At 71.3% G+C, this 22,683-nt stretch carries 22 protein-coding genes; 13 read left to right on the top strand and 9 right to left on the bottom strand.

The features are described from left to right. Positions 1-212 precede the first annotated feature (212 nt). Genes ABR737_RS02515 through ABR737_RS02540 form a run of 6 tightly spaced genes read left to right on the top strand, consistent with a single transcriptional unit; the run spans position 213 to position 4,699 of the window. Entirely contained in the window at positions 213-998 is a 786-nt protein-coding gene (locus ABR737_RS02515) for a hypothetical protein (protein ID WP_350248523.1), read from the top strand. After that, a complete protein-coding gene (locus tag ABR737_RS02520) occupies positions 995-2,191 on the top strand; it encodes a YcaO-like family protein (protein ID WP_350248524.1) in 1,197 nt (398 codons plus the stop codon). Before ABR737_RS02515 ends, ABR737_RS02520 begins: the two co-directional genes overlap by 4 nt. Next, the gene (locus tag ABR737_RS02525) at positions 2,188-2,934 is read left to right on the top strand and encodes a TfuA-like protein (protein ID WP_350248525.1); all 747 of its coding nucleotides are present in this window, start codon (positions 2,188-2,190) and stop codon (positions 2,932-2,934) included. The genes ABR737_RS02520 and ABR737_RS02525 overlap by 4 nt, the downstream gene beginning before the upstream one ends. After that, the gene (locus ABR737_RS02530) at positions 2,844-3,617 is read left to right on the top strand and encodes an aKG-HExxH-type peptide beta-hydroxylase (RefSeq protein ID WP_350248526.1); all 774 of its coding nucleotides are present in this window, start codon (positions 2,844-2,846) and stop codon (positions 3,615-3,617) included. Before ABR737_RS02525 ends, ABR737_RS02530 begins: the two co-directional genes overlap by 91 nt. Next, the gene (locus ABR737_RS02535; protein WP_350248527.1) at positions 3,614-4,219 is read left to right on the top strand and encodes a TIGR02466 family protein; all 606 of its coding nucleotides are present in this window, start codon (positions 3,614-3,616) and stop codon (positions 4,217-4,219) included. The genes ABR737_RS02530 and ABR737_RS02535 overlap by 4 nt, the downstream gene beginning before the upstream one ends. A 33-nt stretch (positions 4,220-4,252) precedes the next feature. After that, positions 4,253-4,699, top strand: coding sequence for a 2OG-Fe(II) oxygenase family protein (locus tag ABR737_RS02540; RefSeq protein ID WP_350248528.1), 447 nt, complete (start codon positions 4,253-4,255; stop codon positions 4,697-4,699). A gap of 33 nt (positions 4,700-4,732) precedes the next feature. Here the strand turns inward: ABR737_RS02540 and ABR737_RS02545 are convergent, their stop codons facing one another. From ABR737_RS02545 to ABR737_RS02555, 3 genes are all read right to left on the bottom strand, one after another. Then, the gene (locus ABR737_RS02545; RefSeq protein ID WP_350248705.1) at positions 4,733-5,557 is read right to left on the bottom strand and encodes a Scr1 family TA system antitoxin-like transcriptional regulator; all 825 of its coding nucleotides are present in this window, start codon (positions 5,555-5,557) and stop codon (positions 4,733-4,735) included. Between the two features lie 302 nt (positions 5,558-5,859). Next, positions 5,860-7,065 (bottom strand): M20 family metallopeptidase, encoded by a 1,206-nt coding sequence (locus tag ABR737_RS02550; protein WP_350248529.1) that lies wholly within the window; start codon positions 7,063-7,065, stop codon positions 5,860-5,862. After that, positions 7,062-7,850, bottom strand: coding sequence for a helix-turn-helix transcriptional regulator (locus ABR737_RS02555; protein ID WP_350248530.1), 789 nt, complete (start codon positions 7,848-7,850; stop codon positions 7,062-7,064). Before ABR737_RS02555 ends, ABR737_RS02550 begins: the two co-directional genes overlap by 4 nt. Positions 7,851-8,034: 184 nt before the next feature. Between ABR737_RS02555 and ABR737_RS02560 the strand changes: the two genes are divergently transcribed. Then, complete coding sequence (locus ABR737_RS02560) at positions 8,035-8,472, top strand: NUDIX domain-containing protein (RefSeq protein ID WP_350248531.1); 438 nt, start codon at positions 8,035-8,037, stop codon at positions 8,470-8,472. 27 nt (positions 8,473-8,499) lie between these two features. Here the strand turns inward: ABR737_RS02560 and ABR737_RS02565 are convergent, their stop codons facing one another. From ABR737_RS02565 to ABR737_RS02575, 3 genes are all read right to left on the bottom strand, one after another. Further along, entirely contained in the window at positions 8,500-9,690 is a 1,191-nt protein-coding gene (locus tag ABR737_RS02565) for a bifunctional class I SAM-dependent methyltransferase/NUDIX hydrolase (protein ID WP_350248532.1), read from the bottom strand. A gap of 79 nt (positions 9,691-9,769) precedes the next feature. Beyond that, the gene (locus ABR737_RS02570) at positions 9,770-11,707 is read right to left on the bottom strand and encodes an ATP-binding cassette domain-containing protein (protein ID WP_350248533.1); all 1,938 of its coding nucleotides are present in this window, start codon (positions 11,705-11,707) and stop codon (positions 9,770-9,772) included. After that, positions 11,704-12,594 carry a phosphotransferase gene (locus tag ABR737_RS02575; RefSeq protein WP_350248534.1) on the bottom strand — a complete coding sequence of 297 codons (891 nt, stop codon included), beginning with the start codon at positions 12,592-12,594 and terminating at the stop codon, positions 11,704-11,706. The genes ABR737_RS02570 and ABR737_RS02575 overlap by 4 nt, the downstream gene beginning before the upstream one ends. A gap of 809 nt (positions 12,595-13,403) precedes the next feature. Between ABR737_RS02575 and ABR737_RS02580 the strand changes: the two genes are divergently transcribed. The 3 genes from ABR737_RS02580 (at position 13,404) to ABR737_RS02590 (ending at position 16,518) form a co-directional block, all read left to right on the top strand. Further along, positions 13,404-15,197, top strand: a complete 1,794-nt coding sequence (locus tag ABR737_RS02580; RefSeq protein ID WP_350248535.1) for an NUDIX hydrolase — start codon at positions 13,404-13,406, stop codon at positions 15,195-15,197. 68 nt (positions 15,198-15,265) lie between these two features. Then, entirely contained in the window at positions 15,266-16,195 is a 930-nt protein-coding gene (locus ABR737_RS02585) for an aminoglycoside phosphotransferase family protein (protein ID WP_350248706.1), read from the top strand. A gap of 89 nt (positions 16,196-16,284) precedes the next feature. Then, entirely contained in the window at positions 16,285-16,518 is a 234-nt protein-coding gene (locus ABR737_RS02590; protein ID WP_350248536.1) for a hypothetical protein, read from the top strand. 22 nt (positions 16,519-16,540) lie between these two features. Here ABR737_RS02590 and ABR737_RS02595 read toward each other — a convergent pair whose 3' ends face one another. From ABR737_RS02595 to ABR737_RS02605, 3 genes are all read right to left on the bottom strand, one after another. Continuing rightward, positions 16,541-17,656 (bottom strand): YhaZ family DNA alkylation repair protein, encoded by a 1,116-nt coding sequence (locus ABR737_RS02595; RefSeq protein WP_350248537.1) that lies wholly within the window; start codon positions 17,654-17,656, stop codon positions 16,541-16,543. An 85-nt stretch (positions 17,657-17,741) separates the two neighbouring features. Beyond that, positions 17,742-18,584, bottom strand: coding sequence for a TauD/TfdA dioxygenase family protein (locus ABR737_RS02600; RefSeq protein ID WP_350248538.1), 843 nt, complete (start codon positions 18,582-18,584; stop codon positions 17,742-17,744). Between the two features lie 34 nt (positions 18,585-18,618). Next, on the bottom strand, positions 18,619-19,500 hold the full coding sequence (locus tag ABR737_RS02605; RefSeq protein ID WP_350248539.1) for an amino acid--tRNA ligase-related protein: 882 nt from the start codon (positions 19,498-19,500) through the stop codon (positions 18,619-18,621). A gap of 535 nt (positions 19,501-20,035) precedes the next feature. On the opposite strand from ABR737_RS02605, the gene ABR737_RS02610 reads away from it, so the two are divergent. The 3 genes from ABR737_RS02610 to ABR737_RS02620 all read left to right on the top strand — a co-directional run bounded on the left by ABR737_RS02610 (position 20,036) and on the right by ABR737_RS02620 (position 22,660). After that, complete coding sequence (locus ABR737_RS02610) at positions 20,036-20,185, top strand: hypothetical protein (RefSeq protein WP_350248540.1); 150 nt, start codon at positions 20,036-20,038, stop codon at positions 20,183-20,185. Between the two features lie 175 nt (positions 20,186-20,360). Beyond that, positions 20,361-21,437 carry a fatty acid desaturase family protein gene (locus ABR737_RS02615; protein ID WP_350248541.1) on the top strand — a complete coding sequence of 359 codons (1,077 nt, stop codon included), beginning with the start codon at positions 20,361-20,363 and terminating at the stop codon, positions 21,435-21,437. A 104-nt stretch (positions 21,438-21,541) separates the two neighbouring features. Further along, on the top strand, positions 21,542-22,660 hold the full coding sequence (locus tag ABR737_RS02620) for an inosamine-phosphate amidinotransferase 1 (protein WP_350248542.1): 1,119 nt from the start codon (positions 21,542-21,544) through the stop codon (positions 22,658-22,660). Positions 22,661-22,683: the final 23 nt, after the last annotated feature.

Consider the following 22,683-nt stretch of genomic DNA (forward strand, 5'->3'; position numbering starts at 1 on the left):
GTCCCAAGTGGGGTGGATGACGTGACCGTAGGCGCCCTCCCGTGCCGCCGCCCAGAGGCAACAAGACATGTTTCGAAGTGAATTGGGATGGTTTAACGGGCGGGCGTGCAATTGCGCATCTGCGGCCAGGGCTCCCGGTGGCGCCCGCTCGGCGTGATGCTCGGGAGTGCCCGCCCACCCCCGGTCTGCCCCGGAAGTCGGAAGGTGCGCTCATGCCCGCGTCAGGCACCTCGCTCGCCTCACTGTCCTGTCTCCTGGACAGCGCCTCCCTGCAGCACCTCCTCGGCGCCTTCTACCGGACGCCGCGGGCCGGAGGGCTCGACCGGCTCGCGGGCGGCGGCGGACCGCTGGGCTTCGACATCACCACCGCCTGCCAGGTCCACCACCTGATGACCGCGTACGGCTGCGACGGCATCGTGGAAAGCGGCTGCCACCTCGGCGACACCACCGAATACTTCGCCCGCGCCTACCCCCAACTCCCCGTACGCACCTGCGACCTGGACCCCGGGCGGGCGGCCTTCACCCGGGCCCGCCTGGCCACCTGGCGCAACGCCGATGTCCGGCACGGAGACTCCGCGACCCTGCTGCCGGCCCTGCTGGCCGGACTTCGCCGCCCGCTGCTGTTCCTGGACGCGCACTGGGGTCCGCGATGGCCGCTGCGGGCCGAACTCGCCGCCATCCACGAGGGCGTTGCGGTCATCGACGACTTCGACATCGGCCACCCCCGCTTCGGACACGACACGTACGACGGGGTGGCCTGCGGGCCGCAGCTCGTCGCCGAGGAACTGCCCGCACTGGAGCGGATGTTCGTCGGCCATGTGGAGGCCGACTACCCTCTGCCGTGTCTGCAGACCGGGCGGCGCAGCGGCACCGGCTTCCTCGCCCTCGGCCTCGATGACCGTCCGATGGCCGCACACCCCTGGTTCGCCGAGGTTGTCCTGCGTCCGCACCCGGCCCTGCCCACGTGGACGACCGCCGCGGCGGAGGTGGGGTCATGACGGTGCTGAGCAGCAGCGTGCGCGAGACGGACGCGGCCGAGACCTGCATCCGGGCCTGGCCGGTGGCGCAGCGCCTGGGCGTGACCCGGGTCGCCGAGACGACCGGGCTGGACCGCATCGGAATCCCGGTCTTCTCCGCGGTGCGCCCCGAAGCCGCCCTGGTCGTGGTGACCGCCGGCAAGGGCCGCTACCCGGCAGAGGCACGGGCGGGCGCGCTCCTGGAAGCCATCGAGCAGGCCGTCGCCGAGGCGTGCGCGGACACGACGCCGCTGCGGTGGGCCACGGCCCGCACCCTCGCCGAGGAGGACGGCGTGAAGCTCGGCGCATGGTGCCCGCGCCCGGACCAGGACGTGGACGTCGACCGGCCACTGCCGTGGATCACCGTGCCGTCCGCCGACGGGATACGGGAGTTCACGGCGCCCGCCGAACTGGTCCTCACCCCCTGCCCGCCGCAGGCGTACACCGGCCTGTTCGGCTCCACGACCACCGGGCTCGCCTCCGGCAACAGCCACACCGAGGCGGTCCTGCACGGTCTGTGCGAGGTCCTGGAGCGCGACGTCACCTCACTGATGCGGATCAACGACACCTCCGCCCTGATCACCCCGAACACCCTGCCCGCCGGGCCCGCCCAGCTGTACGAGCAGATCCGGGCCGCGGGCCTCAAGGTGTGGCTGCGCTGGCTACCCGCGTACGGCGGGCACTACATGACCGCCCTGATCGACGACCCCGACCGGGCGCATCCGCTGTACTGCAACGGCGGATACGGCTTCCACCCCTGGCCGGAGATCGCCGCCGTCCGCGCCCTGTCGGAAGCCGCCCAGTCCCGCCTCACCTACATCCAGGGCGCCCGGGACGACCTGACCGACAGCTACGCCGCCTTCGCCGCCATGACCCCCGACGAGCGGGCCGCCTTCCGGGGGCAGCTGCTGGCCCGCTACGCGAGCCCCGAACCCGCCACCACATTCCCCGCCCGACAGACCGCCCCGTCCACCGACCAACCCGGGGTACTGCTGACGGGCCTGCTCGAGGCCATCGCGAAGGCGGGCCTCGGCCCGGTCGGCGTGCACTCCTTCGCGCCGCTGGCCGACCCGTTCCACGTCGTACGCGTCCTGGTCGTCGGCGCGGAACACTTCACCCCCTACACCCGCCGCTTCGGCCCCCGCCTCGCCGCCCACGCCCGGGAGCCACGATGACCCGGACCACGCCCCGCAGGGTCGACCTGTTCGTCGGCCCCACCGCGCACCGCCTGCCCGAAGGCCTCCTGCACCAGGCCGGCGTACGCCGTCATCCACCGGCCCGGCGCGGAAGCATCGCCCGCCTCATCGAGAGCCAGCCCCCCGCCACCATCGCCCTGGTCGACGGCCGCTACGACGACGTGCCCGCCGTCGGGCACCGCGAACTCCTCGACGCGCTCGGCGCCGGATGGCAGGTGACCGGGCTCGGCTCCATCGGCGCGCTGCGCGCCGCCGAGCTCCACCTGCTCGGCATGACCGGCTACGGGCGCGTCTTCGAGCACCTGCTCGCCACCGGGGCCCCCGACGACGAAGTCGCGCTCCTGCACGCTCCCGCCCCCGACTACCGGCCCCTGAGCGAAGCGCTCGTCGACCTGCGCGCCCTCGCCCACCACCTGGCCCACGCCGGCGTGCTGGAGGACACGGAGGCGACCGCGGTCATCGACGACCTTGCCCTCCGCTGGTTCGGTGACCGCACCGTGCCCACGTTCCTCGACACGGTGTCCGCTGTCGCCGGAAGCGCCGCGGCGAGCGCCGCGCGCGCCCAACTGCACCGCCTGCCCGAGATCCGCATCAAGTCCGGCGACCTGCGCGACTACCTCACGGAGCGCTCATGGACACTTCCACCGACACCCGCCCGTTCGTCCCCGCCCACTGCGGAGGCTGGCCCTTCCTCGACCCCGGCCACGACCCGAAGCGTCTGATCACCGCCGCCGCGTGCGCCCGTCTCCACCGGCGCGACGGCCCTCAGCCGGCCCCCGCGCCTGCCGAGCTCGCCGCCGTTCTCGCCCCGGACGAGGCGCTGCGCATCCGCGCCCTCGACCTCCCCCGCCCCCTGCCCTCCGGCACCCTCACCACCCGGCAGCTGGCCGCCGTCGACGCGACGGTGGATCTCCTCGCCGAGCTCGTCCCGCCCTGGGATCCGCTGCTGCGGGCCCTGCCGCTCACCTACCTGCCCATGCCGGACGGCCGCACGAGCATCAGCGCCTCCTGCTTCGCCTGGCCGCAGCACATCCTCCTCGCCACCGAAGCCTTCGACCGAGGTTACGTGCTGGCCGAACAGGTCCTGCACGAGATGTTCCACCAGTGGCTGTACCTGTGCGAGGAACTCGTCCCGCTCCAGCACCCCGGCTGCACCCGCCGCATCACCCTGCCCTCGGGCACCAGCGGCCGCAGCCCCGCCGAACTCCTCGGCGCCGCCCACGTCCTGCACGGACTGACCCGGCTGTGGCCCCTGCTCCGCGTCCCCGGGCCGGTCCGAGACCAACGCCTGGCGCACCTCGACACCTACCGCACCGGCTGCCGCCACCTCCTCGACGAGGCACGCCCGTGCCTGACCGACCACGGACACGCCCTGGCCGACCGCATCCTGGAGGCAACCCCATGACCACCCCGCCGAGCGGAGCCTTCTGGGACACCCCCCTCTACACCCGCACCATCAATCCCGACCCCACCTGCAACGACGCCCTGCGCACCCTGATCCTGGAACGCACCCGCACCACCCCCAACTCGACCGTGGGCGTGCGCGACGCGGACAAGACCACCTCCGACGTCCTGCGCTGGGACCACCCGGCGATCGACCAGTTCCGCGGCTGGATCCTGGACGCCGCCGACGCCCTCAATCAGCACGTCGGCGCCGGATGCGACGCGGCCGGCCAGGATGTCGCCATGGTCGCCGAGGCGTGGGCCGTGGTGTACCGCCCCGAAGGCATCCACCACCTGCACAGCCACCACGACGCCGCCTGGTCTGGCGTCTATTACGTCTCCACCGGCCGCATGCTGCCCGGCACCGGGCTGCTGCAGTTCGTCGACCCGAGGCCCGCCGCCACGGCCCGGGAACCCGAACGCAACCCCCTGCACACCCTTGTCCCCGCCCGGGGCCTGCTCGTCGCCTTCCCCGCCTGGCTGCGGCACTGGGTCACCCCGTACCAGGGCGACAGCGAACGCATCGTGATCGCCTTCAACATCGGCTTCAAGCACGGAAATTGACCGCCCCTCGCGCCGCCCGAAGTGGAGACCCGCATGTCGATCAGCAGTTTGTGGCCCACCGTGATCCACACCACGGTCCTGACCGGCGCCGACCTCACCCGCGTCACCACGGAGCCCGCACGCCTGCCCGAGGCACTGCCCGACGCCCACCCCGGCCGTGACCTCGCCTGGACCTGGCGCACCGAACGCTGGGAAGGCGGCTTCCACGCGGGCCTGCGCCACAGCCCGGGAACCTGGTGCGCCCTCCTGGTCATCGCCGCGCGCGCAGCAGACCAGGAGGATCCCTCCGGCGCCCTGATCCTGCACGACCCACGCGCCGGCGCGGCCAACGTCGGCCTGCCCGGCCTACCTTGGGGGCGGCCGCTGACCTTGCCCACCCGGCCCGGACTCCTTGCGATCACCCCCGGATGGCTTCCCTGGCAGATCGCCCCCGTACGGGCCGACGACGAACGCACCATCCTGACCGCCCACACCACATGACCGCCCGGAACATCCCGCCGCCGCGCCCACGAACTACGCGACCCGGGACACCGGCGCCGCCACCGTGGCCAGGCCTCCGAGGTCGACGCCGGCCCGCCACAGTTCCTCGAACCGCGCGGCCGCCCGCCCCTGACGGTCCGGGTGCAGGCGCGGCCGGCCGTCCTCCCGCTCGCGGCCCGCAAGCGTGACCTGCTCCTCGCCCAGGTCCACCAAGGAGAAGGCCCCGCTCGACACCCTCGCGGCCTGCTGCGTCGGCAGCACCCGCACCTGGACGGGAACGCCACACAGGCGCCGCGTCTGCTCATCCATCACCGCGGGGCCGCCCAAGCCGAGATCCAGCACCGTCTCCGCGAGCAGTACCCGCACCGGCCCCCGGCCGTTCTCCCACAGGCGCTGCTGGCGCAGAGCCAGCAGCCACAGCCGCCGCTCCACCTCCTCGGCCCGCATCGCACCGAGCAGTTCGACTGCGTAGCGCCGGGTCCGCAGCACCGACGGGATCACCCGCGGGGCGAACACCGCCTGCAGTCCGGCGGCCTCCACATCCAGATAGTCCCGGACCCGGGCATCGGCGACGTCGGCGAAGGAGTGGTAGAGGCCGCGCCCCTGGGACAGCGCGCCCCACCGGAGCATCGTGGCCCGGGTCCTGCCGCACGCTCCGTAGTGGTCGGCAAGGCTCTCGATCTCGGTGAGGGTGGCGCGATGCTCGCCCCGCTCGATGCGGCACAGCTTCGAGTCGCTGAGGTACAGGCTGCTGGCGACCTCGTGGAGGGTCAGACGACGAGACGAGCGCAGCTGCTCCAGCCGGTGCCCGAGAAGGAACCGGGAGACCGTCGCGACCGACGGGACCTGCTGGATCACGGACAAGGCGGCCCTCCATCCAACAGCGGCCGCGCCAACGCCCGTCCCCGACGGGGCGAGCAGGCGGCCGTTCGAGGTGGCGCATGCCGCCTGACCGGGCCCCTGCCCCAGGGGGGTGGGGGCGCTGACCTGGTGGCGCTGCGCCGTGGCCTGTCGGCCGCACGGGGCGGTGCCGGCTCCCGTGCGGCCTCTTCGACCTCTCCATGACAGCGCGACGCGCCGTGCGCCGACAGATCGCGCACTGGGGACTTACTGGGTTCGGACCTGGAACAAAACTGGTTTCACACTGGGCAGTTCGGCGATCAGCCGGCGCCCAGGAGGTTCAGCACGGCCTGGTGGTAGACGGCGTACACCTGCGGAAGCTCGGCGAGGTGAGCCCGCTCGTCGGTGCCGTGCAGCCCGGTGTACGGAACCCCGAAGCCAGCGGTGGCCGGAATTCCCCCGGGCCCAGCCCCGGCCAGGAGATTGCCGATGTTCGACGGACCGGCCGTTTTCGCCCGGACGGAGATTCCGATCGAGGCCGCGGCGTCCAGCAGCGCGGCCGCGGGCTGTTCGTGCTCCTCGAGGCGGAAGGGCGGCCAGCAGGCGATCTCCTCAACACGGGTAGGCAGCGGTCCCGGGAGTTCGGCGTCGAGCTCGTCAACGGCCTTGCGCACCACGGTCGCGGCATCCTCGCCGTCGAAGGCGGGCGTCGTCCGTACGTCGACGTTCAGCTCGCACCGATCCGGCGACACGGAAAAGCCCTGCCCGCCGTGGATGGCCGTGACCGACAACTTCGGCGCGAGCGGAAAGCCCGCGCCTTGCTGAGGAACGCCCGGCAGATCAGCGGAGTCAAGCAGCTGGACCAGACGGGCGGCACGCGACACCGCGCCCAGGACGGTGCGGCTGGACCCCGAGTGCCCCGAGGGGGCGTACACCGTGACCGTCGCGCGCCACAGTCCGCGGCCGCCGACCACGACTTCCTCCATGCCGGGGTAGCCGATCAGCACCCCGGCGGGGCGGGCCGCATCGGGGTCGGCGAGATAGGCACGGGCGCCGCCGAAGGTTCCGGTGTGCTCATCGACGTCGAGGAGCACCGCAAGGCCCCCACTCAGGTTGTCCGCGCGCGCCTGCAGGTCTGCGGCGATGTGCACGAAGGCGGCCGCGGCCAGCTTGGAATCGGCCGCGCCACGTCCCCTGAGCCAGCCCGCCACCACGTCGCCGGCGGTGGGCGGGAACGTCCACGCGCTCTCATCACCGAAGGAAGCCGTGTCGACACAGGCGTCGAGCGTCCACCAGGAGCCGGGGCGCACGCCCGCGATCTCCACCAGAAGGCCGACGAGTTGGCCTTGCTCGTCGTGCAGACGCCGGTGCGGCAGGCCCCGCTCGGAAAGCCAGTTCTCCAGAACGGCCAGTACGGGCGCGTAGTCGTCGATTCCGCCACGACTGGGGTGCCGGATCAGCTCCTGAGCGAGCGCGATGACGGACTGTGATCGCTGGGCGGCCTGGACCACCAGATCGTTCCTCACGTGTCTCCTTGCCGTGGCGCTCCGCCATGCCGGACGGGCAGGGCGTATACGGCCTCCAAGGTCTCCACCGGGCGCGCCGACGCGCAAGCCTCCCGCCCATGCTGCACCAGTCCGACCGCGGCTTCACGTCCCAGCAAGATCCCGCAGTCGAAGCCCTCGGCTCCGTGGAATGAGGGCAGCGGGACCACCGCGGCGGTCTCCGAGGCCACGAAGTAGCGCTCCATCGCCTGCAGAGGTTCGACAATGCCGATGTGCAGCGTCTTGACCCCATTGCGGCGCTCGGCCGGATCACGCAGCTCCAGTAACCGCACCAGATGCTCGGACAACGCGGCATGGCGCGGCGGACCGTAGAGGACGCGGTAGTGCACGAGGTCAGGCCGTTGCGCCACAGCTGTCTCGATGGCTGCAAGGTACGTCTTCTCACGACTACGCGATCCGGTGACCACCAGGTACTCCCGAGCATTCATGACCACATCGAGCATCGCCTCAAGGAGGTCGGTGTACCGGGTGAGCACCCGGACAACGACATCGGTGCCCGTCGCCTCGAGAACGCTGATCGCATCACGGCCGTCCTGGTGTGCGAAGAGCACCTCGGGCGGCTCTCGGAACAACTGGCTCAGGGCCCGGCGATTCCTCATGCCTGTCCGCTTTCGCCCCAACTCCCAGGCGCTGACGACGCTGCCGTCCGAAGACCCTCCCGTGATCTCGTTGAGGAGGTCGGCAACCTCTTCTTGGGTGAGGTTTCGGGCCAGGCGGGCCCGCTTGAGCGCAGAGTCACCATCCATGGACAGCGGGCACCCCCCCCAGCAGCGGACTGCAGACTGAAAGACAAGCTCCGTCCAGTGACGGCGTTGCGTCTCCCATTGCGTTGTTCCCACCCACCGGCTTCGGGTACCTCAGAGGGTCGAGGTGGTTCACCGTGAACTGCGCCTGCAACAAGGCGAATCGCGTCTCCACTACGTTGTCCGGATGCACCGGGCCAACACCGCATCCGACGAGCCGTCCGTGCCTCGTGGGGCGGTTGCGATCATCGCCAACCGACGGGGAGAGCTCCTCCTCCACCGGCGGGACAACCTGCCGCATATCGCCTGGCCCGACTACTGGAGTTTGCTGGGCGGCGGCTGCGACCCGGGAGAGGAGCCGGCGCACGCGATCGCGCGGGAACTCGATGAGGAAGCCGGACTTCATGTCGATGAACTCACCCAGCTCTTCGAAGTCCTCGATGAGCACGGATCGGGCCAGCTCATCACCTTCTTCGCTGCGTCTTGGGACGGTGACGCGTCCGCACTGCCGCTGTCCGAAGGAGTCGAGCTCCGGTTCGTCGACCCTGAGCACCTCGCCGCCCTCACGATCCCCCCGTACATCCGGGACGGGATCGATCGCTACCTCGCGGCCCGTCCCACGTAACACCCACAGCCGTCAGGTGGCACTCCGTCACCCCAGCGCCGTCCTGGACGGCCCGGCAGTGCCAGCGAACGGGTAGAAACGGGCGACCGGGTGGTTGATGGCGAGATCGGGCTGCCAAGCGGTGAGGCACTGCGCACTCGGGATAAAGAGACCGTTCGGGAGGTGGTCGAGGCGGTGCCAGCGCCAGTCGCCCACGCTCTCGTTCGGCTGCGTCGCCGGATCACCGTCCCAGCGGGTCACGATCGAGGGCACTGTGGTTCGCACGACGGGGCCGACCTGGTCGACCAGGACGCCGAGCAGGACGACGTCCTCCTCGCGGGCGCGGCAGCCGGTCTCCTCGAGGAGCTCGCGCACCACCGCGCTTTCGAGGGATTCGCCTGGCTCCACGGATCCGCCCGGGAGTTCGAGAGTGCCCCGACGGTGCCGACCCAGCAGCAGTCCGCGCGGTCCGTGCAGGATCGCGCCGACCCCGAGCGCGGCGTTGGGCTCCGGCGGGCGAGTGGTCCGCGGCCGGCTGCTGACGGAGGCACGGCTCCGCGCACGGTAGAGGCGGACGGACACCGGGTTGTCGTCCTCGGGTGCGTCGAGTTCGACGATGTCGTCGATGAGCAGGCCGTTGTCGACGCAGAGGTCCTCCCACAGCTTCGTCGTGAGCACCCACATCTCGACGGTCTGGTCCTCGCCGCCGGCGAGAGGCAGGATCTCCGCGCGCGGGACGACGCTCGAAGAGGGTCCGCGACCCTGGGAGTTGGTGTGCAGGACGGAGAAGGCGAGGAGCCCGCGGGGCTTCAGGGCCTGCCGGATGGCGGGCAGCAGGCGATGGGGGTCGATGTAGCCGAAGCCGTGGACGGAGTAGATCACGTCGTACGGCTCGGCGGTCTGCAGGTGCGCCACGGCGTCGGCGTGGATGAGGGAGAGCCCCGGTAGATCGCCGTAACGGGCGAGGGCCCGAGCGTGCTGGCTGGCGGAGGCTTCAACGGCGTCGACCGTGGCGCCGTGCTCGCGCACCAGGTGGGCGGCGTGCTTGCCCAGGCCGGAGCACAGGTCCAGGATCCGCAGGCCCGTAAGGTCGCCGAGGACTTCGACACGGGGACCGGTTGGCCAGAATCCCCAAGAGAAGCGGTCCACTTCCGGGACCTTGGTACCGCGTTGGAGATGGTGGTTGCCGTACGTGGTCCAGGCGCGGGCGTTGACGGCTTCGGGCTCGGGGCTGTGCATGACGCTCCTTGATGTCGGGGAGTGGCGGGGCCGCGCCGGATCGCGCGACCCCGCGGTGACCTCTGTTAGTGGCCGCCGGTCAGCGGTCCTGGGCGAGGGCGTACAGCTCGCCCAGCAAACTCCCCTCGGTGGCGACGAGTTCGTCGAAGGACCCCTGCTCACGGATGCTGCCCTGGTCAAGGACGATGACCCGGTCGGCCATCCGCACGTTGTCCAGCCGGTGCGTGACGACCACAGTGATCCGATCCGGAGCCAGGGCCCTCAGCTCCCGGAAAATCTGGTGCTCCCCGCGGGCGTCCATCTCGCTGGTCGGCTCGTCCAAGACGAGGACGGCCGGCTGCCTGTACATAGCCCTCGCACAGGCCAATCTCTGCCACTGACCGCCGGAGAGCTCGTGTCCGCCCCACACCGACCGGGCGAGCAACGTCTCAAGTTCGTCGGGGAGTTCGCGCAGGGCCTTGGTCATGCCGACCCGCTCGGCCGCGTCCCAGATCTGCTCGTCGCCGTGCTCGCGGGGCTGCCCGAGGGTGATGTTCTCCCGGGCGGCCAGCGGCCAATGGCCGTTCTTCTGCGGTACGAGACCCACGTGCCGCCACACCGACTCCGCGTCGGCGCCGGCGAGGTCGGTGCCGTCCCAGAGCACTTTCCCGTCGGTCGGGACGGTCAGTCCGGTGAGCATGCGAATCAGCGTGGACTTGCCGGCGCCGTTCTCCCCGACCAGGGCGACCACCTCGCCGCGGTTCAGGGTGAGGGTGATCGGCTGGACGGCCGCGGTCTCTTTGCTCGGGTAGGTGTAGGAAGCGCCTTCCAGACGGATCTGCTGCGGAGCCTTGGCCTGTGCGGTGCCGCGGGCCGTGGTCATGGCGCGGACCTCGTCGATGAAGGTGTAGTAGTCGGAGAGGTAGAGGCCGTGGTGGAACATGACCGTCGAGTAGCGGATGATCGAGTTCAGGGCGCGGCCGGCGGTCTGTGAGGCGACGACCGCGGTGCCGGCGATCGCGGTGGTCATGGCGCCGGCGAGGACCAGGCCGGCGAGTGAGGCCCACATGCCGAGGGTGAACAGGCCGCCGAGCGAGGCGGCCAGCAGCGTGATCCGCAGATACGGGCGTGCCCCGGCAACTTCGCGCATCTCGACCCGGTCACACATGGATCGGTACCAGAAGTGCAGGTAGCCGCGCATGGTGTTGGCTCGTAGCTCGTCGGCGAGTTCGGCCGTCGTCAGCCACCAGCGCATCATCCCGCGGACATTGCGGGCGGAGATCGTCTGGTCGTGAACGCGGTAGTCCACCCGGGCGGCGATCACGCCGCCGAGTCCGCGGGGGACGACGGACAGCAGCAGCACACCGAGAAGCAGAGGGTGCAAGGTGGTGAGGACCACGGCCGCGGAGGCGAGCTGGATGAGCCCGTTGGTGAGGGTCTTGGCGTCGTCGGCGAGGTCGACGGCGCGCAGCGCGCCGATCTCCGCCGCCTGGCTCCGGTCGCCGAACCCTTCCGCGTCGTAGGCGGCGAGTTCGGCCCGCATGTGGAGATCCACGAGCTGCAGGTCAGCAGCGGAGGCGATCTGCGGGTTCAGGCGCCGGGTCGCCCAGTCCGCGAGGATCCACATGGACGCGCCGGTGGCCATCGCGACGACGGCGACGGTCAGCGCCGGCCACGCGTGGGCCAGGCCCTGGCGGGGGTCGTCGACCATCAGCTGCGGCAGGGCCTTCGCGACGGCGGTGAGCATCACGGCCGTGCCCATGCCGGACAGCAGCTGGCACACGACGATCGTCAGGGCCATGCGCCGGTCGACGCTCCAGGCCAGACGGGCCGTCTGGATCAGGGCCGCGGGGATGCGGCGGGCCATGTCCCACAAGGTGGCGTCGTCCATCGCCCGCCGGTGTTTGCGCCCGTTGTAGTCGAGCTCGGGCGGCGCGGAGGGCTGCGGAGCTCCCGTCCGCGCGGCCGGGAGCGACGCCGCCCCACCGCGTGCTACCTCGACGGTCGGGGAGTCGGTCGGGTTGTGCGGTGCGGTCATGCGAACACCCCCGCCATCAGGCGGTCCAGGGTGCGCCGTCCGCGTGCGGTGACGTGGGGGTCGTCGAGCTTCGGTCCCCAGACCAGGCAGCTCACCGCGTCGATCGCTGCGAGGCATCTCAAGGCGTGCTGCTCCTCGAGGGTGAGGTTGCGGCCGTAGCCCTGGAGGCACGCGGCCCGCAGGTCGGGCCGGTCGGTCCAGGTGGAGCAGGCCATCAGCACGAAGTCCTGCACGGCGGTCGCGGCCCGGGAGCGCTCGAAGTCGATCCATCCGGCCTGCTGCCGGGAGGTCGACCACATGAGGTTGCGTTCCCACGCGTCGCCGTGGATGTACGCGAGCGGCAGCGGCGGCAAGGTCCGCAGCTCCTCGGCCATCTGGCGCACGAGCTTGTGCTCCGGCGCGGTCAGCCGGTCCCCGGCCGCAGACAGGTGCCCCTCGGCGCCTTCGGCCGCGGTCTGCAGTGCCTGCTCCGCCTCGGCCCGTCGAGAGCCGGACAGATCACCGGCCGCGTGGAGGCGAGCCAGCAGGGCGCCGCCGTGCCGGTGCGCGCGGGCTTCCTCCACGGGCGAAAGCTCCAGCTGCTTGAGCGGCCGTCCTGGGACAGCGGTCAGCAGCAGTGCCAGATGCTCCGCGCTGGAGGCGCGCAGCTGCGGAGCGCCGCCGGCGCCGAGGGCTGGTGCGGCACTTCGGAGTGCGAGCGTCTCGCGCTCGTACATCACGGCCTTGGGGGAGATCTTCAGGTAGAAGCGGAGTGCCCCGGGCAGGTCGAGCCGCCAGACGCGGGAGTTCTCGCGCGGATGGCTGACGTCCTTGACGGCGGGACGGGCGCCGAGTGCCCGGCTGGCCCACGTGAGCAGGGCCCGGGGCGGAGTGGTCGGGTTGGTCATGCCCCCCACCCCGATGACGGTCGTGATGCTGCGGCGAACAGGACGCGGCGGACGTCGACGGGCCGCCGGTGCGCGAGGGCCTCGGCGGCCGCAGCAGGAGGGTTCTCGAGAACAGGGTGAAGGGTGACCAAGCGGACGGGATTCACGGTTTCTCCTCGGTGGTGGAACGGGGTAGAGCACCCGGACAACGGACCTGATCACAGGGCCGCTACGGGCAGCCGCGGGCGACGAGTCGAGTGAAGGTTCGACGCCGGGACGCGGACGGCAAGCGCCGTCTGCGTGGGCGGCTCCTCTCGCTTCGTTCGATTCACACGTACGGGGAAGGCGGCGGGACGGTCGCCCGAGCGGCGGCTTGCATGACGCGTCGACAGCACCCGTCTCCTTCGGTGTGGTGTGGCTGTGCTCTGCGGACGGACCTTCGCCCACGCCACTGACAATCCGCGGCCACCAGCACCGTGATCCGGTCATCCCCGGCCTCCCCTGCCGTCAGCTGCCACCCGCGTAAGAGAGGGTTCTGACCTGGGGTGATGTTGGGAGAAAGGATTCTTGAACTCTCCGGGCCGGCCTGGAATCCGGCGCCCGCGAGAGTGGCTCGATCTGGTTCGCAGCCGGGTGAGCACCCGGAGCGTCACGCCCCCGGACGGCCGCTACGGCGGCTAGCATCGGACCTTCGACGCGGCCGGCACACGCCCGGGTGATGTTCTCGCGATCCGTGCCCGCGCCCGCCGATCGGCCGCTACGTTCGAACGCGCCGTCCCCTGCCGCGCCCCCTGCGGAGCTGCGCCGCGCACGAGGTCACCAGGAGAGCCATGACCATCCCCGCCCAGCACCTCCAGGACCTCGTCACCGGCTACCTGCGCGGGCACCCCGACGAACAGCCGATGCTCCAGCCCCTCCTGGACCGTCTCGCCGGCGGCGCGAATGTGACCGACAGGCGGGAGTTCGACGGCCACGTCACCACCTCGGGCGTCGTCATCAACGACGCCGACGACGTCCTGCTCATCCACCACCTCGCCTCCGGCCGCTGGATCCAGCCCGGGGGACACCCGAAGGACTCCGACCGCACGCTCGGGCAGGCCGTCCGGCGCGAGATCGCCGAAGAAACCGGCGTCACCGAGCTGGACGCGTACGGCGACGGCACCCCCGTGCACATCGACGTCCACCTGATCGAGGCCCGGCCTGACAGGAACGAGCCCGCCCATGTGCACTACGACGTCCGCTACCTGTTCCGCGCCCGCGGACCGGTCGCCCTGACCCTGCAGCCCGAAGAGGTCGGCGCGGCACAATGGTGCTCGCCCTCGGAACTCGGCGACCCCGTCCTGCGCGCCCGGGTTCTGTCGAGCCTGGGCCTGCCGCGCCAGGACCGCCCGGCGGACGAGGACCCGTACTGCGCCCTCGTCGTACTCACGGACCCGCACGCGACCAAGGTGCTGATGCACCTGCGCGACAACAAGCCGGGCATCTGGGCGCCGGGTACCTGGGCGCCGATGAGTGGCGGCGCCGAGCCCGGCGACCTCGACCCGCACGCCACCGCGTGCCGGGAACTGCGCGAGGAGACTGGCCTGGAGAACATCCGGCTGACGCACATGTTCTCCACCCACACCGACGGCTACCCCCGCCACGTCTTCCGCGGCGTCTGGGACGGCGACCCCGACACGCTGACTCTCACCGAAGGCCGCAAGCTCGCCTTCATCCCGCGCAACGACTTCGACCTCGTCCCGCTGCACCCCACCACACGGCAGGACACCGACCGCGTCCTGGAGCTCATCACGCCACGCCAACCGCCGTACGGATACGGCACCTTGGCCCTGGTCGGCAACGGAAGCGGGCATCTCCTGATGCACCTGCGCGGCGACAGCCCGGGAACCTGCTGGCCGGAAACGTGGTCACCCAACGGAGGCAAACCAGAGGCCGCCGATGCCGGCCCGCGCGGCACCATCGTGCGCGAGGTCCACGAAGAGGTCGGCCTCGACGAAGCCGCAGTGAGCCTCTCGCACCTGTTCACCCACACCGCCGACGACGGGCACCTCACCTACGTCTTCCGCGGCACCTGGGACGGCGACCCCGACACCCTGACCCTCACCGAAGGCCGGGCACTCGCCTTCGTTGACCCACGGTGCCTCGGAGAGCGCCCCATGAGCCCGCTCGCCCGCTACGCCGCCCTGCGCGGCCTTGCCGCCGAGCTCGAAGACCAGGCCCACCGCGACGGAATCCACACCCTCGTCGCCGGCGGCCTGATCGTGCACGACGAGCGCCTCCTGGTCGTCCGCCGCAACCCGGACGACTACCTCGGCGGCACCTGGGAGACCCCGGCCGGCAGGCTTGAGAGAGGCGAGTCGATCATCGACGCCCTCCCGCGCGAGATCATGGAGGAGACCGGCCTCACCATCACCATCGACCGCTACGCGGGCCACTTCGACTACACCAACGCCCGCGGCCGCACCAGCCGCCAGTTGGTCTTCGCCTGCACGCCGGAGAAGCCGGGCTCGGTCACCTTGTCCGAGCACGATCGCCACCAGTGGGTGCGCGCCCTGGACGAGCTCCCGCCGACCACCCCGGAGCTCCGGGGCTTCCTGGAGCGACAGTGGCCGGCACGGCGGTGACCGGCCGACCGGCAGGAGCAGCGCACCGGCACGGCGCCGCGTACCCGGGCCGGGCGGTGCGCTGGCTGGTGATCGTTCTTCCGGAGGCGTTCGTGCGGGTCACCGTGGACCGCGAAGGCGCGGCCGGCTCGGCATGGCTCTCCACCCTCCCGGCCGCGGTGCGGGAGGTGGCCGAGCGCTGGGACTGCACGGCGGACGGTGACCTGCTGTACGGGGGCGTCGGGATCGTCGTCCCGGTTCTGCGCAAGATGACCGAGCCTGCGGTGCTGAAGGTGTCCTTTCCTCATCCCGAGAACCGGTTCGAGCCGGACGCGCTCTCGGCCTGGGGCGGGCGCGGAGCGGTCCGGCTGCACGAGCGGGACGACGACCGGTTCGCCATGCTCCTGGAGCGGGCACACCCCACGACGTTGGCCCAGGCCGCGCAGGGCGACGAGGTGGCGGCGATCGCCGGGGGTGTCAGCCTTCGCCTCGCCGTCCCCGCGCCCGCCGGACTGCCCCGGCTCCAAGACCGGGCCGCCGGATGGGAGGAGCAACTGCTGCGGGACGCCCGGGAATTTCCGGACGCTCTGCCGTCCCGGACGGTGCAGGCCGCGACGGCGACGGTGCGCGAGCTCGCGCACCACCAGCCAGACACCCTCATCCACGGCGACCTGAACGCGCGGAACATCCTGGCGGGCACGCGAGAGCCCTGGCTGGCCGCCGACCCGAAGGGCTGGGTAGGTGACCGGGCGTACGACTGCGCCACGCTGACCAAGTCCCGGTCGGTCGTCCTCGCCGAGCAGGGCGACCTGGCCAAGGGGATCCACCGAACCGTCGACGCCTTCACCAGCGCCGCCGAGCTCGACCGGGAACGCGCACGGCGCTGGGCGCAACTCGGCGCGGTACAGGCCGCCTACGGCGGCCGCCGACGCGGGTTCCGCCGGGGGCGCCACGGATCCGAGCGCGCTCGACTCATCGCGCTCGTCGACGAACTGGCGCGCATCCTCACCGACCTCTGACCCCGGCCTCCGGGCGGGCAGCTCCAGGAGCCGAACCTTGATGGCCGGAAACGCGATGCCGTCAGGGTTTCTCGGGGGAGGATGACAGCATGGCCACGGTCGGCCCCGCGCACCGCATCGGATTCGCTCTCATCCCCGCCCTCGCCGGCGGGCTGATCACCGTCGGCCTCTGCGCGGTCGCCGGGGCGAGCCCCGAACCTTGGACCTGGCTGAGCGCCCTCGCGGCAGGCACCTGGGGATTCCGCTATGCACGACGCTGGTCGACAGCGAATGACACGGCCGGCCTCGGCGCGCCAAGGACCGAGCCACCCGCACGCGACTGACGCACCCGGGCGCCCGCGCGGATCAGACGTCGGCGACGTGAAATTCCGCCGGGGCCGAAGGACGGCCGTTGACCTGGATCTCGAGCGTGTACGTTCCGGGCACGAGCGTGACGGTCGACGTGGACGTCAGAGCGTGCTGCTTGCTGACCTCGATGGTCTGCCCGGCCTGGACCGCGGTGGTCTTCAGGACGTACGCCTTCACTCGGCGCTTGCCGGTCTTGGTGGGGGAGGACAGCACGTAGTTCACCCGCAGCTTCGCCGCTCCCGTCGCGGTCAGGTCCGCGGCGAACACCAGGCGCTCGCCGATGCGCAGCTGGTTGCTCTCCAGGCGCAGGGGGGAGAGCTCGACCGGCGGATCGGCCGGGTAGCCGAGGAACTCGTACGCGGCGGCGTCGCCCTTCTTCAGCCGGGTGCCCAGGGCCTGGCGCGCGATGAAGTCGAAGCCCTTCGCGCTGGCACGGCCTTCGGCTCGCCACCGGCCGAGGGTGTCGAGGACGAGGGGGAGGTTGTCCTCGGCGACGTCGCTGAGATGGTTGGCCACCGACTGGGTCACGAACCGGCTCGCATCGCCGTAGAGCCGGTCGAGGATCGGAATCCCGGCGTCGAGGTCCACGGGGATGCGGACCGACCACGGCAGGCGCGGGCGCGTGGACTCGCTGGCCAGGCGACGAACCCGGTGATCCGGATCCTCGGTCCAGGACTCGATGACCTTGAACGTCTCGGTCGGGAAGTCCGCGATGAAGTACCTCATGGCGTCCTCGGCCGAGAAGTACGACGTGAAGCGCCGCAGCGCGTCCAGCGCCTGCTCCAGGTCCTCGCCGGTGCGGCAGTGCTCGCCGACAAAGTGGCTGTGCGGGGCATAGATGTAGAAGCCGAAGTCGTTGGTGATGCCAGCGCTCTCCGGCGTGGCCGGCAGCGAGCGCAGCAGGATGTCGACGGCCTGGAGTCCGCCGACCGGCAGGTGGGTGTGGAGCCCCTTGCTGGTGCGGGCGATCCGGTCCTTCAGCCCGAGCCGCGGGAAGTCAGCGACGACATCCCGCGCGAAGGCCTCAGCGTCGAACTCCGGGCATGCCCCGCGGACCTCCGCGCCGATCCGGTTGACGCGGTTTTCGCTGAGCGAATGCTCCTTCTCGGCCATGTCCGCACCTTAGCGGCGGCGGGCCTCCGACCGACGGGATCTCGCCGCACGTCGGCCAGCCGTCCGGTCTTCCGCGCCTGCCGTCTCAGCGGATCGTGGCGCGGTAGAGCAGCCGGTGGTGGCGGGAGCTGTCGCAGGGCGAGGCGGTGTGCAAGGTGGCCTGGTTGTCCCAGATGACGAGGTCGCCCTGCCGCCAGTGGTGGGTGTGGAGATACGGGGGACTGGTCGTGTGCTCCAGGAGCTCGGCAACCAGGCGGGCGCTGGCTTCCGCGTCCATGTCCACGATGCCGCTGATCACCATGCTGCCGAGCAGCAGCGAGCGGGCCGCGGTCACCGGGTGCGTGCGGACGAGGGGGTGCTCGACGTCGGGCATGGCCGCCAGGCTGCCGGTGGCGGTGGACGACTGGCCGCCGCTTGCCTGGTTCTGCAGGTCACCGAGATGCCGGATCGAGTGCACCGCCCGCAGCCCCTTGATTTCCTCCTGGAGCTCGGCGGGCAGGTCCGTGTATGCGCGGGTGGCATCGGCGAACCGGGTCTGGCCGCCGGCCTCCGGAGTGATGACGGAGTACAGGAGGGTCGCCCGGGGCAGGTTCGGCTTGAAGCTGCCGTCCGCGTGCCACTCCTCTTCATCGTCGCCGTCGTAGATGCCCACATGGGCGCCGTCCTCGACGATGTTGCTGATCGTGGTGATCCCCGGGAATCCGGGGACGGCGTAGGTGCGGTCGACGTCGGTGTCCACCGTGCCGAAGAGCGCGGCGGCCGCGAGGAGGTCGGCGTGGTTGAGGTGCTGGCCGGGGAAGACCAGCAGCCGGTGACGGTGCAGGGCCTGCGTCAGCTCCACCGAGGAACCCCGGGCGGCTGAGGAAGTGAGATCGACGTCGATCTCGGCGCCGAACCCGCCGGCGAGCGAGCGGAGCTGGAGCGGCATCCCGGGTCCCTTCGGACGGTCTTGGGGGCGAGGGTCAGAACATGGGGGAGTGCTGGAATCGGCGGATGTCCTTCACCCCGGACACGGCCATGCACAGCCGCTCGATGCCGATGCCCAGTCCGACACTGGCGGCCGGAACCCGGCCAGCGTCGACAGCTTCGCGGGCAAGGCGCTGCTCGTCGTCGTAGAGGTCAACCTCCTTGGCCCGCTGGGTGAACGCAGTCCCGTCGGGCTCGTCCTCGTAGCCGTGGACGACCTCGATGCCGTCGACGATGAGCTCGAACCGGTTGAGCTGGGCGACGGTGCCGGGGGTGAGGCGAGCGCACGGCTCGTCGCCGCCGAGCGGGTAGTCGACCAGGAAGACCGCTGCGCCCGCGCTCTGGGTCTCCAGCTCGCGCTCCACGAACGTGCCGAGTGTGTCCTTGAACGGGGCGTCGACGTCCAGACCGAGGCGGGCGGCCATCCGCCGAGGCAGATCCCCGGTCGGCTCGTGCCGCAGGTCAATGCCGAACACGTCGCGGATGTAGTCGGTGACGGAGACCCGCACCGGCCTGTACGGCAGGTGCGCCGCGACCAGCTGCTCGGCCAGCTCCAGCAGGAAGGAGAAGTCCTCGTTCGCGGCGTACAGGTCGAGCATGGTGAACTCGCTGCCGTGCAGGGCATCGGGCGTCTCGGGCCTGAAGCAGGGGCCGATCTCGAAGATCCTCGGATGGAACTCCAGGTTCATCCGCAGCGCCGGTCCGATCATGGCCCGCAGGTAGCGGCCGCCGTCCAGGTCGACCGGCGCGCGCCGGCCCGGCCCCAGGTCGGCCCGGCGGGCGACCGGGGTGGTCAGCTCCACGAACCCCTCGGCGCGCAGGGTGTCGCGCAGGCCGAAGAGGAGCTCCGACTTCAGGGTTATCGGGTCATCGGGCACGCGGCACTCCTTGAGGCAGAACAACACGAGGACCTGCGCCCTATGGCGCGGTCAGGGCCGGGCGCGGTGCGTCGCCGGCAGCGGCACGCTAGTCGGCCGCCTGAGCGAGCAGAACCCCACAGGAGCGCGCCCAACTGGGCGCACCGCGTGGTGTGTTGGGTGCTGGCCCTTCGCCAGTGTCCGACGGGTGTTGCATGCGCAGGTCACCGGCTGCTGGCGTGCAACACCCATGCGACACCCTCATGCGCGCGGTGCAACAACCGCGCGTCCGGTGCAACGTCTGAACTCGTTGCCGAAGTCCGCACCCGCTCCTAGCTTGATGTCACGGCGCCCGGTCAACACCGCGGTCACCTTGACCGTTTCTGGCGAAGGGCGCGGTCCGCAGCCGTGGGCCGAGCCAGCTCCGTCAGCTCTCATGTGTGGGCGCACGCACGACCGAACGCCGCTGCGTGCGGGATGTCCCGTGGCCTTCCGCACGCTGATTCCCTCCCGATCGCATCGAACCCACGGCACATCTGTGCCCGAAGGAGGAGCCATGAACTCTGCTCTGAAGGTCGGCGTCCGTCCCGACGCCAGCGCCCTCAAGGTCGGTGTCCGTCCCGACGCCGGCTCCCTGAAGTCCGGGCAGCGCCCGGACGCCGCGTCGTCGCTGAAGTCCGGCGAGCGTCCGGACGCGGCAGCCTGACCGGCCCCATCACCGGCTGCCTCCTGGTGACCCATAGCCCGCGCGGGCGCTCCTGACGGCGCATCCGCGCGGCGCACCGCACCAGGAGGAGCCGGCGGGGAGGTCGGCGCCGCCCCGTGGCGGAGCCGACCTCCCCGCACCACGCCACCCCTTCGAAGGAGACTGGAGGAATCGGATGAGCAGCCGAGCGGCGCGCACGCCCGAGCTGTCGGCATCACCGGGCCGTACGCGGCACGGCACCGGCGCCTCGCGCTCCGTGCAGCAAGTCCTTGGCCGGCCGCTGATCAGCGAGCTGGAGGGGCTGTGTGGCCGCCCGACGATCGGGATGCGCGACGTCCTCATGGACATCCTGACCGTCGCCGCGGCTGCGGTCCTCGGCGCGCTCGCCGGGCACCTCATCGGGCCCGTCGTGGCCGTCTGCTACATCGGCGTGCGCCAGCGCCACCTGTCCAACCTGGCCCATGAGTGCGTGCACTCCAAACTGATGGCCACGCGGAAGGCGAACCGGATGATCGGGTACGCGCTGACCGCGCTGCTCGGCGAGGGCTTCGCCCCGTACAAGGCCACGCACGGCATCCACCACGCCAAGCTCGGCTCTGCGGACGATCCGATGTTCCAGTCCTACCAGGCCGGCGACATCCGCCGGGCCGGGCCCGCCCCGACCCGCCGCGCGTTCGTCGTGCGCGTCATCCTCCGCAGCGCGGTGTTCCGCCTGCCCAAGACGGCCGTCCTCACCCTGGTCACCAAGGCGCCGCAGGAGTCGTGGCGGGCGCTCGCCTGCCGGGCCCTGGTGTGGGGCGCGGCCATCGCGGCCTGCTGGCCGTTCGACGCGGTCGGGGCGTTCCTCTGGTATTGGCTCGTGCCGCTGGTGTTCGTACGCCCCGTCGTCACCTGGATCACCGACCTGGGCAACCACGCCGGGCTCATCGAGGACCACAAGAACGTGCTGGGGCAGACGCGCGGCTGGTCCTCGCACTGGCTCACCCGTCACCTCCTGGGCGGCCACCTCGACGACATGTACCACCCGGTGCACCACTGGTGCCCGCAGATCCCCTTCCGTCGCCTGCCCGAGGCCCACCGTCTCCTCAGCGCACGGCTGGAGGACTGGGAGACAGTGCCCTGGTGCAGCGGCTACTTCTTCCGCCGCCGCTCCACCCCCGAGGTGCCGTGCGTGATCGAGGACATCATCGCCCGCCTGGACGCACCCGCCGTGCCCGCCTCGCAGCCCCGCACCGCCGAGGCCTCCGCCTGAGCCGGCCTACCCGGCCCGCTGCCCAACCCGACCGGCCGGACGCGCTGCTGTGCGCACGGCCCCTGCTGACCGCGCCGCCCACGCCGCCAAGGAGTCGGCCCACCATGCCCCAGACCCTGCCCCTGAACAGCTACGACGAGTGGAGCCCGCTCCAAGAGGTCATCGTCGGGAGCGCCGAGCACTACACCGCGCACCACGTCGACGCTTCCTTCCAGCTGTTCTACTACGACAACGTCACCCCCGACCCCGTCCCCGGCGGCGCTGGGCAGGACCTCCTGCAGATCCCGCAGCAGCTGGTCGACGAGTTGAACGAGGACGTCACCGGCCTGGCCGACGCCCTGGCCGCCGGCGGGGTCACCGTGCACCGCCCGGCGACCCCGGGCAAGGACATCGACATCCGCTCGCCCTTCTGGGACGCGCGGGCCACCCCGGCCCTCAACGTGCGCGACAACACGATCATCCTCGGGGACATGATCGTGGAGACGGCTCCGCACGTGCGCGCCCGGATCTTCGAGAACGACCTGCTCAAGCCGGTGCTCTACCGCTACTTCGAGGACGGGGCCCGCTGGCAGAGCATGCCGCGGCCTGCCCTCGCCCGCGGCTCCCTGGACACCGGCTACTTCACCCGCCAGGGCATCGACGTCACCCGAGTCACCGACTCCGACACGGCTCTGCCGCTCGACGGACTCGGCCTGGAGCTCATCTTCGACGGCGCCCAGTGCATGCGCCTGGGCCGCGACGTCCTGGTCAACGCCGCCAACTACAACCATCAGCTCGCCCTGCGCTGGCTCCGCCAGACCCTGCCCCACCTGCGCTTCCACCTGCTCGACGCCATCGCCGACAGCCACATCGACAGCGTGGTGGTGCCCCTTCGGCCCGGCCTGATGCTGCTGCGCGAGCCGAAGTACCTCTCCTACCTGCCCAAGGCCATGCAGGCGTGGGACGTCATCTACCCGCCGGCCATGGACGAGGCCGCGTTCCCCGACTACAGCGACTTCGGCTTCAACATCGCCAGCCGCTACATCGACATGAACGTGCTCTCCGTCGACGAGCACACCGTCGTCGTCAACTCCCTCTACCCCGAACTGATCCGGGTCCTGGAGGACCGCGGCTTCACCGTCGTTCCCGTACGCCACCGCCACCGGCGGCTCGCGGGCGGCGGATTCCACTGCTTCACCCTCGACACCGTCCGCGCCGGCGGTTGCGAGGACTACCTGGACTAGGCCCCACCCCACGGCCCGAGAAC

It is taken from the genome of Streptomyces sp. Edi2, from assembly GCF_040253635.1.
Lineage (GTDB): Bacteria > Actinomycetota > Actinomycetes > Streptomycetales > Streptomycetaceae > Streptomyces.

What these genes read in the sequence shown, in the direction of transcription:
- ABR737_RS02515 (WP_350248523.1), top strand. Translation starts at nt 213, where the DNA reads ATGCCCGCGTCAGGCACCTCGCTCGCCTCACTGTCCTGTCTCCTGGAC.
- ABR737_RS02520 (WP_350248524.1), top strand. Translation starts at nt 995, where the DNA reads ATGACGGTGCTGAGCAGCAGCGTGCGCGAGACGGACGCGGCCGAGACC.
- ABR737_RS02525 (WP_350248525.1), top strand. Translation starts at nt 2,188, where the DNA reads ATGACCCGGACCACGCCCCGCAGGGTCGACCTGTTCGTCGGCCCCACC.
- ABR737_RS02530 (WP_350248526.1), top strand. Translation starts at nt 2,844, where the DNA reads ATGGACACTTCCACCGACACCCGCCCGTTCGTCCCCGCCCACTGCGGA.
- ABR737_RS02535 (WP_350248527.1), top strand. Translation starts at nt 3,614, where the DNA reads ATGACCACCCCGCCGAGCGGAGCCTTCTGGGACACCCCCCTCTACACC.
- ABR737_RS02540 (WP_350248528.1), top strand. Translation starts at nt 4,253, where the DNA reads ATGTCGATCAGCAGTTTGTGGCCCACCGTGATCCACACCACGGTCCTG.
- ABR737_RS02555 (WP_350248530.1), bottom strand. Translation starts at nt 7,850, where the DNA reads ATGGATGGTGACTCTGCGCTCAAGCGGGCCCGCCTGGCCCGAAACCTC.
- ABR737_RS02560 (WP_350248531.1), top strand. Translation starts at nt 8,035, where the DNA reads ATGCACCGGGCCAACACCGCATCCGACGAGCCGTCCGTGCCTCGTGGG.
- ABR737_RS02565 (WP_350248532.1), bottom strand. Translation starts at nt 9,690, where the DNA reads ATGCACAGCCCCGAGCCCGAAGCCGTCAACGCCCGCGCCTGGACCACG.
- ABR737_RS02570 (WP_350248533.1), bottom strand. Translation starts at nt 11,707, where the DNA reads ATGACCGCACCGCACAACCCGACCGACTCCCCGACCGTCGAGGTAGCA.
- ABR737_RS02575 (WP_350248534.1), bottom strand. Translation starts at nt 12,594, where the DNA reads ATGACCAACCCGACCACTCCGCCCCGGGCCCTGCTCACGTGGGCCAGC.
- ABR737_RS02580 (WP_350248535.1), top strand. Translation starts at nt 13,404, where the DNA reads ATGACCATCCCCGCCCAGCACCTCCAGGACCTCGTCACCGGCTACCTG.
- ABR737_RS02590 (WP_350248536.1), top strand. Translation starts at nt 16,285, where the DNA reads ATGGCCACGGTCGGCCCCGCGCACCGCATCGGATTCGCTCTCATCCCC.
- ABR737_RS02595 (WP_350248537.1), bottom strand. Translation starts at nt 17,656, where the DNA reads ATGGCCGAGAAGGAGCATTCGCTCAGCGAAAACCGCGTCAACCGGATC.
- ABR737_RS02600 (WP_350248538.1), bottom strand. Translation starts at nt 18,584, where the DNA reads ATGCCGCTCCAGCTCCGCTCGCTCGCCGGCGGGTTCGGCGCCGAGATC.
- ABR737_RS02610 (WP_350248540.1), top strand. Translation starts at nt 20,036, where the DNA reads ATGAACTCTGCTCTGAAGGTCGGCGTCCGTCCCGACGCCAGCGCCCTC.
- ABR737_RS02615 (WP_350248541.1), top strand. Translation starts at nt 20,361, where the DNA reads ATGAGCAGCCGAGCGGCGCGCACGCCCGAGCTGTCGGCATCACCGGGC.
- ABR737_RS02620 (WP_350248542.1), top strand. Translation starts at nt 21,542, where the DNA reads ATGCCCCAGACCCTGCCCCTGAACAGCTACGACGAGTGGAGCCCGCTC.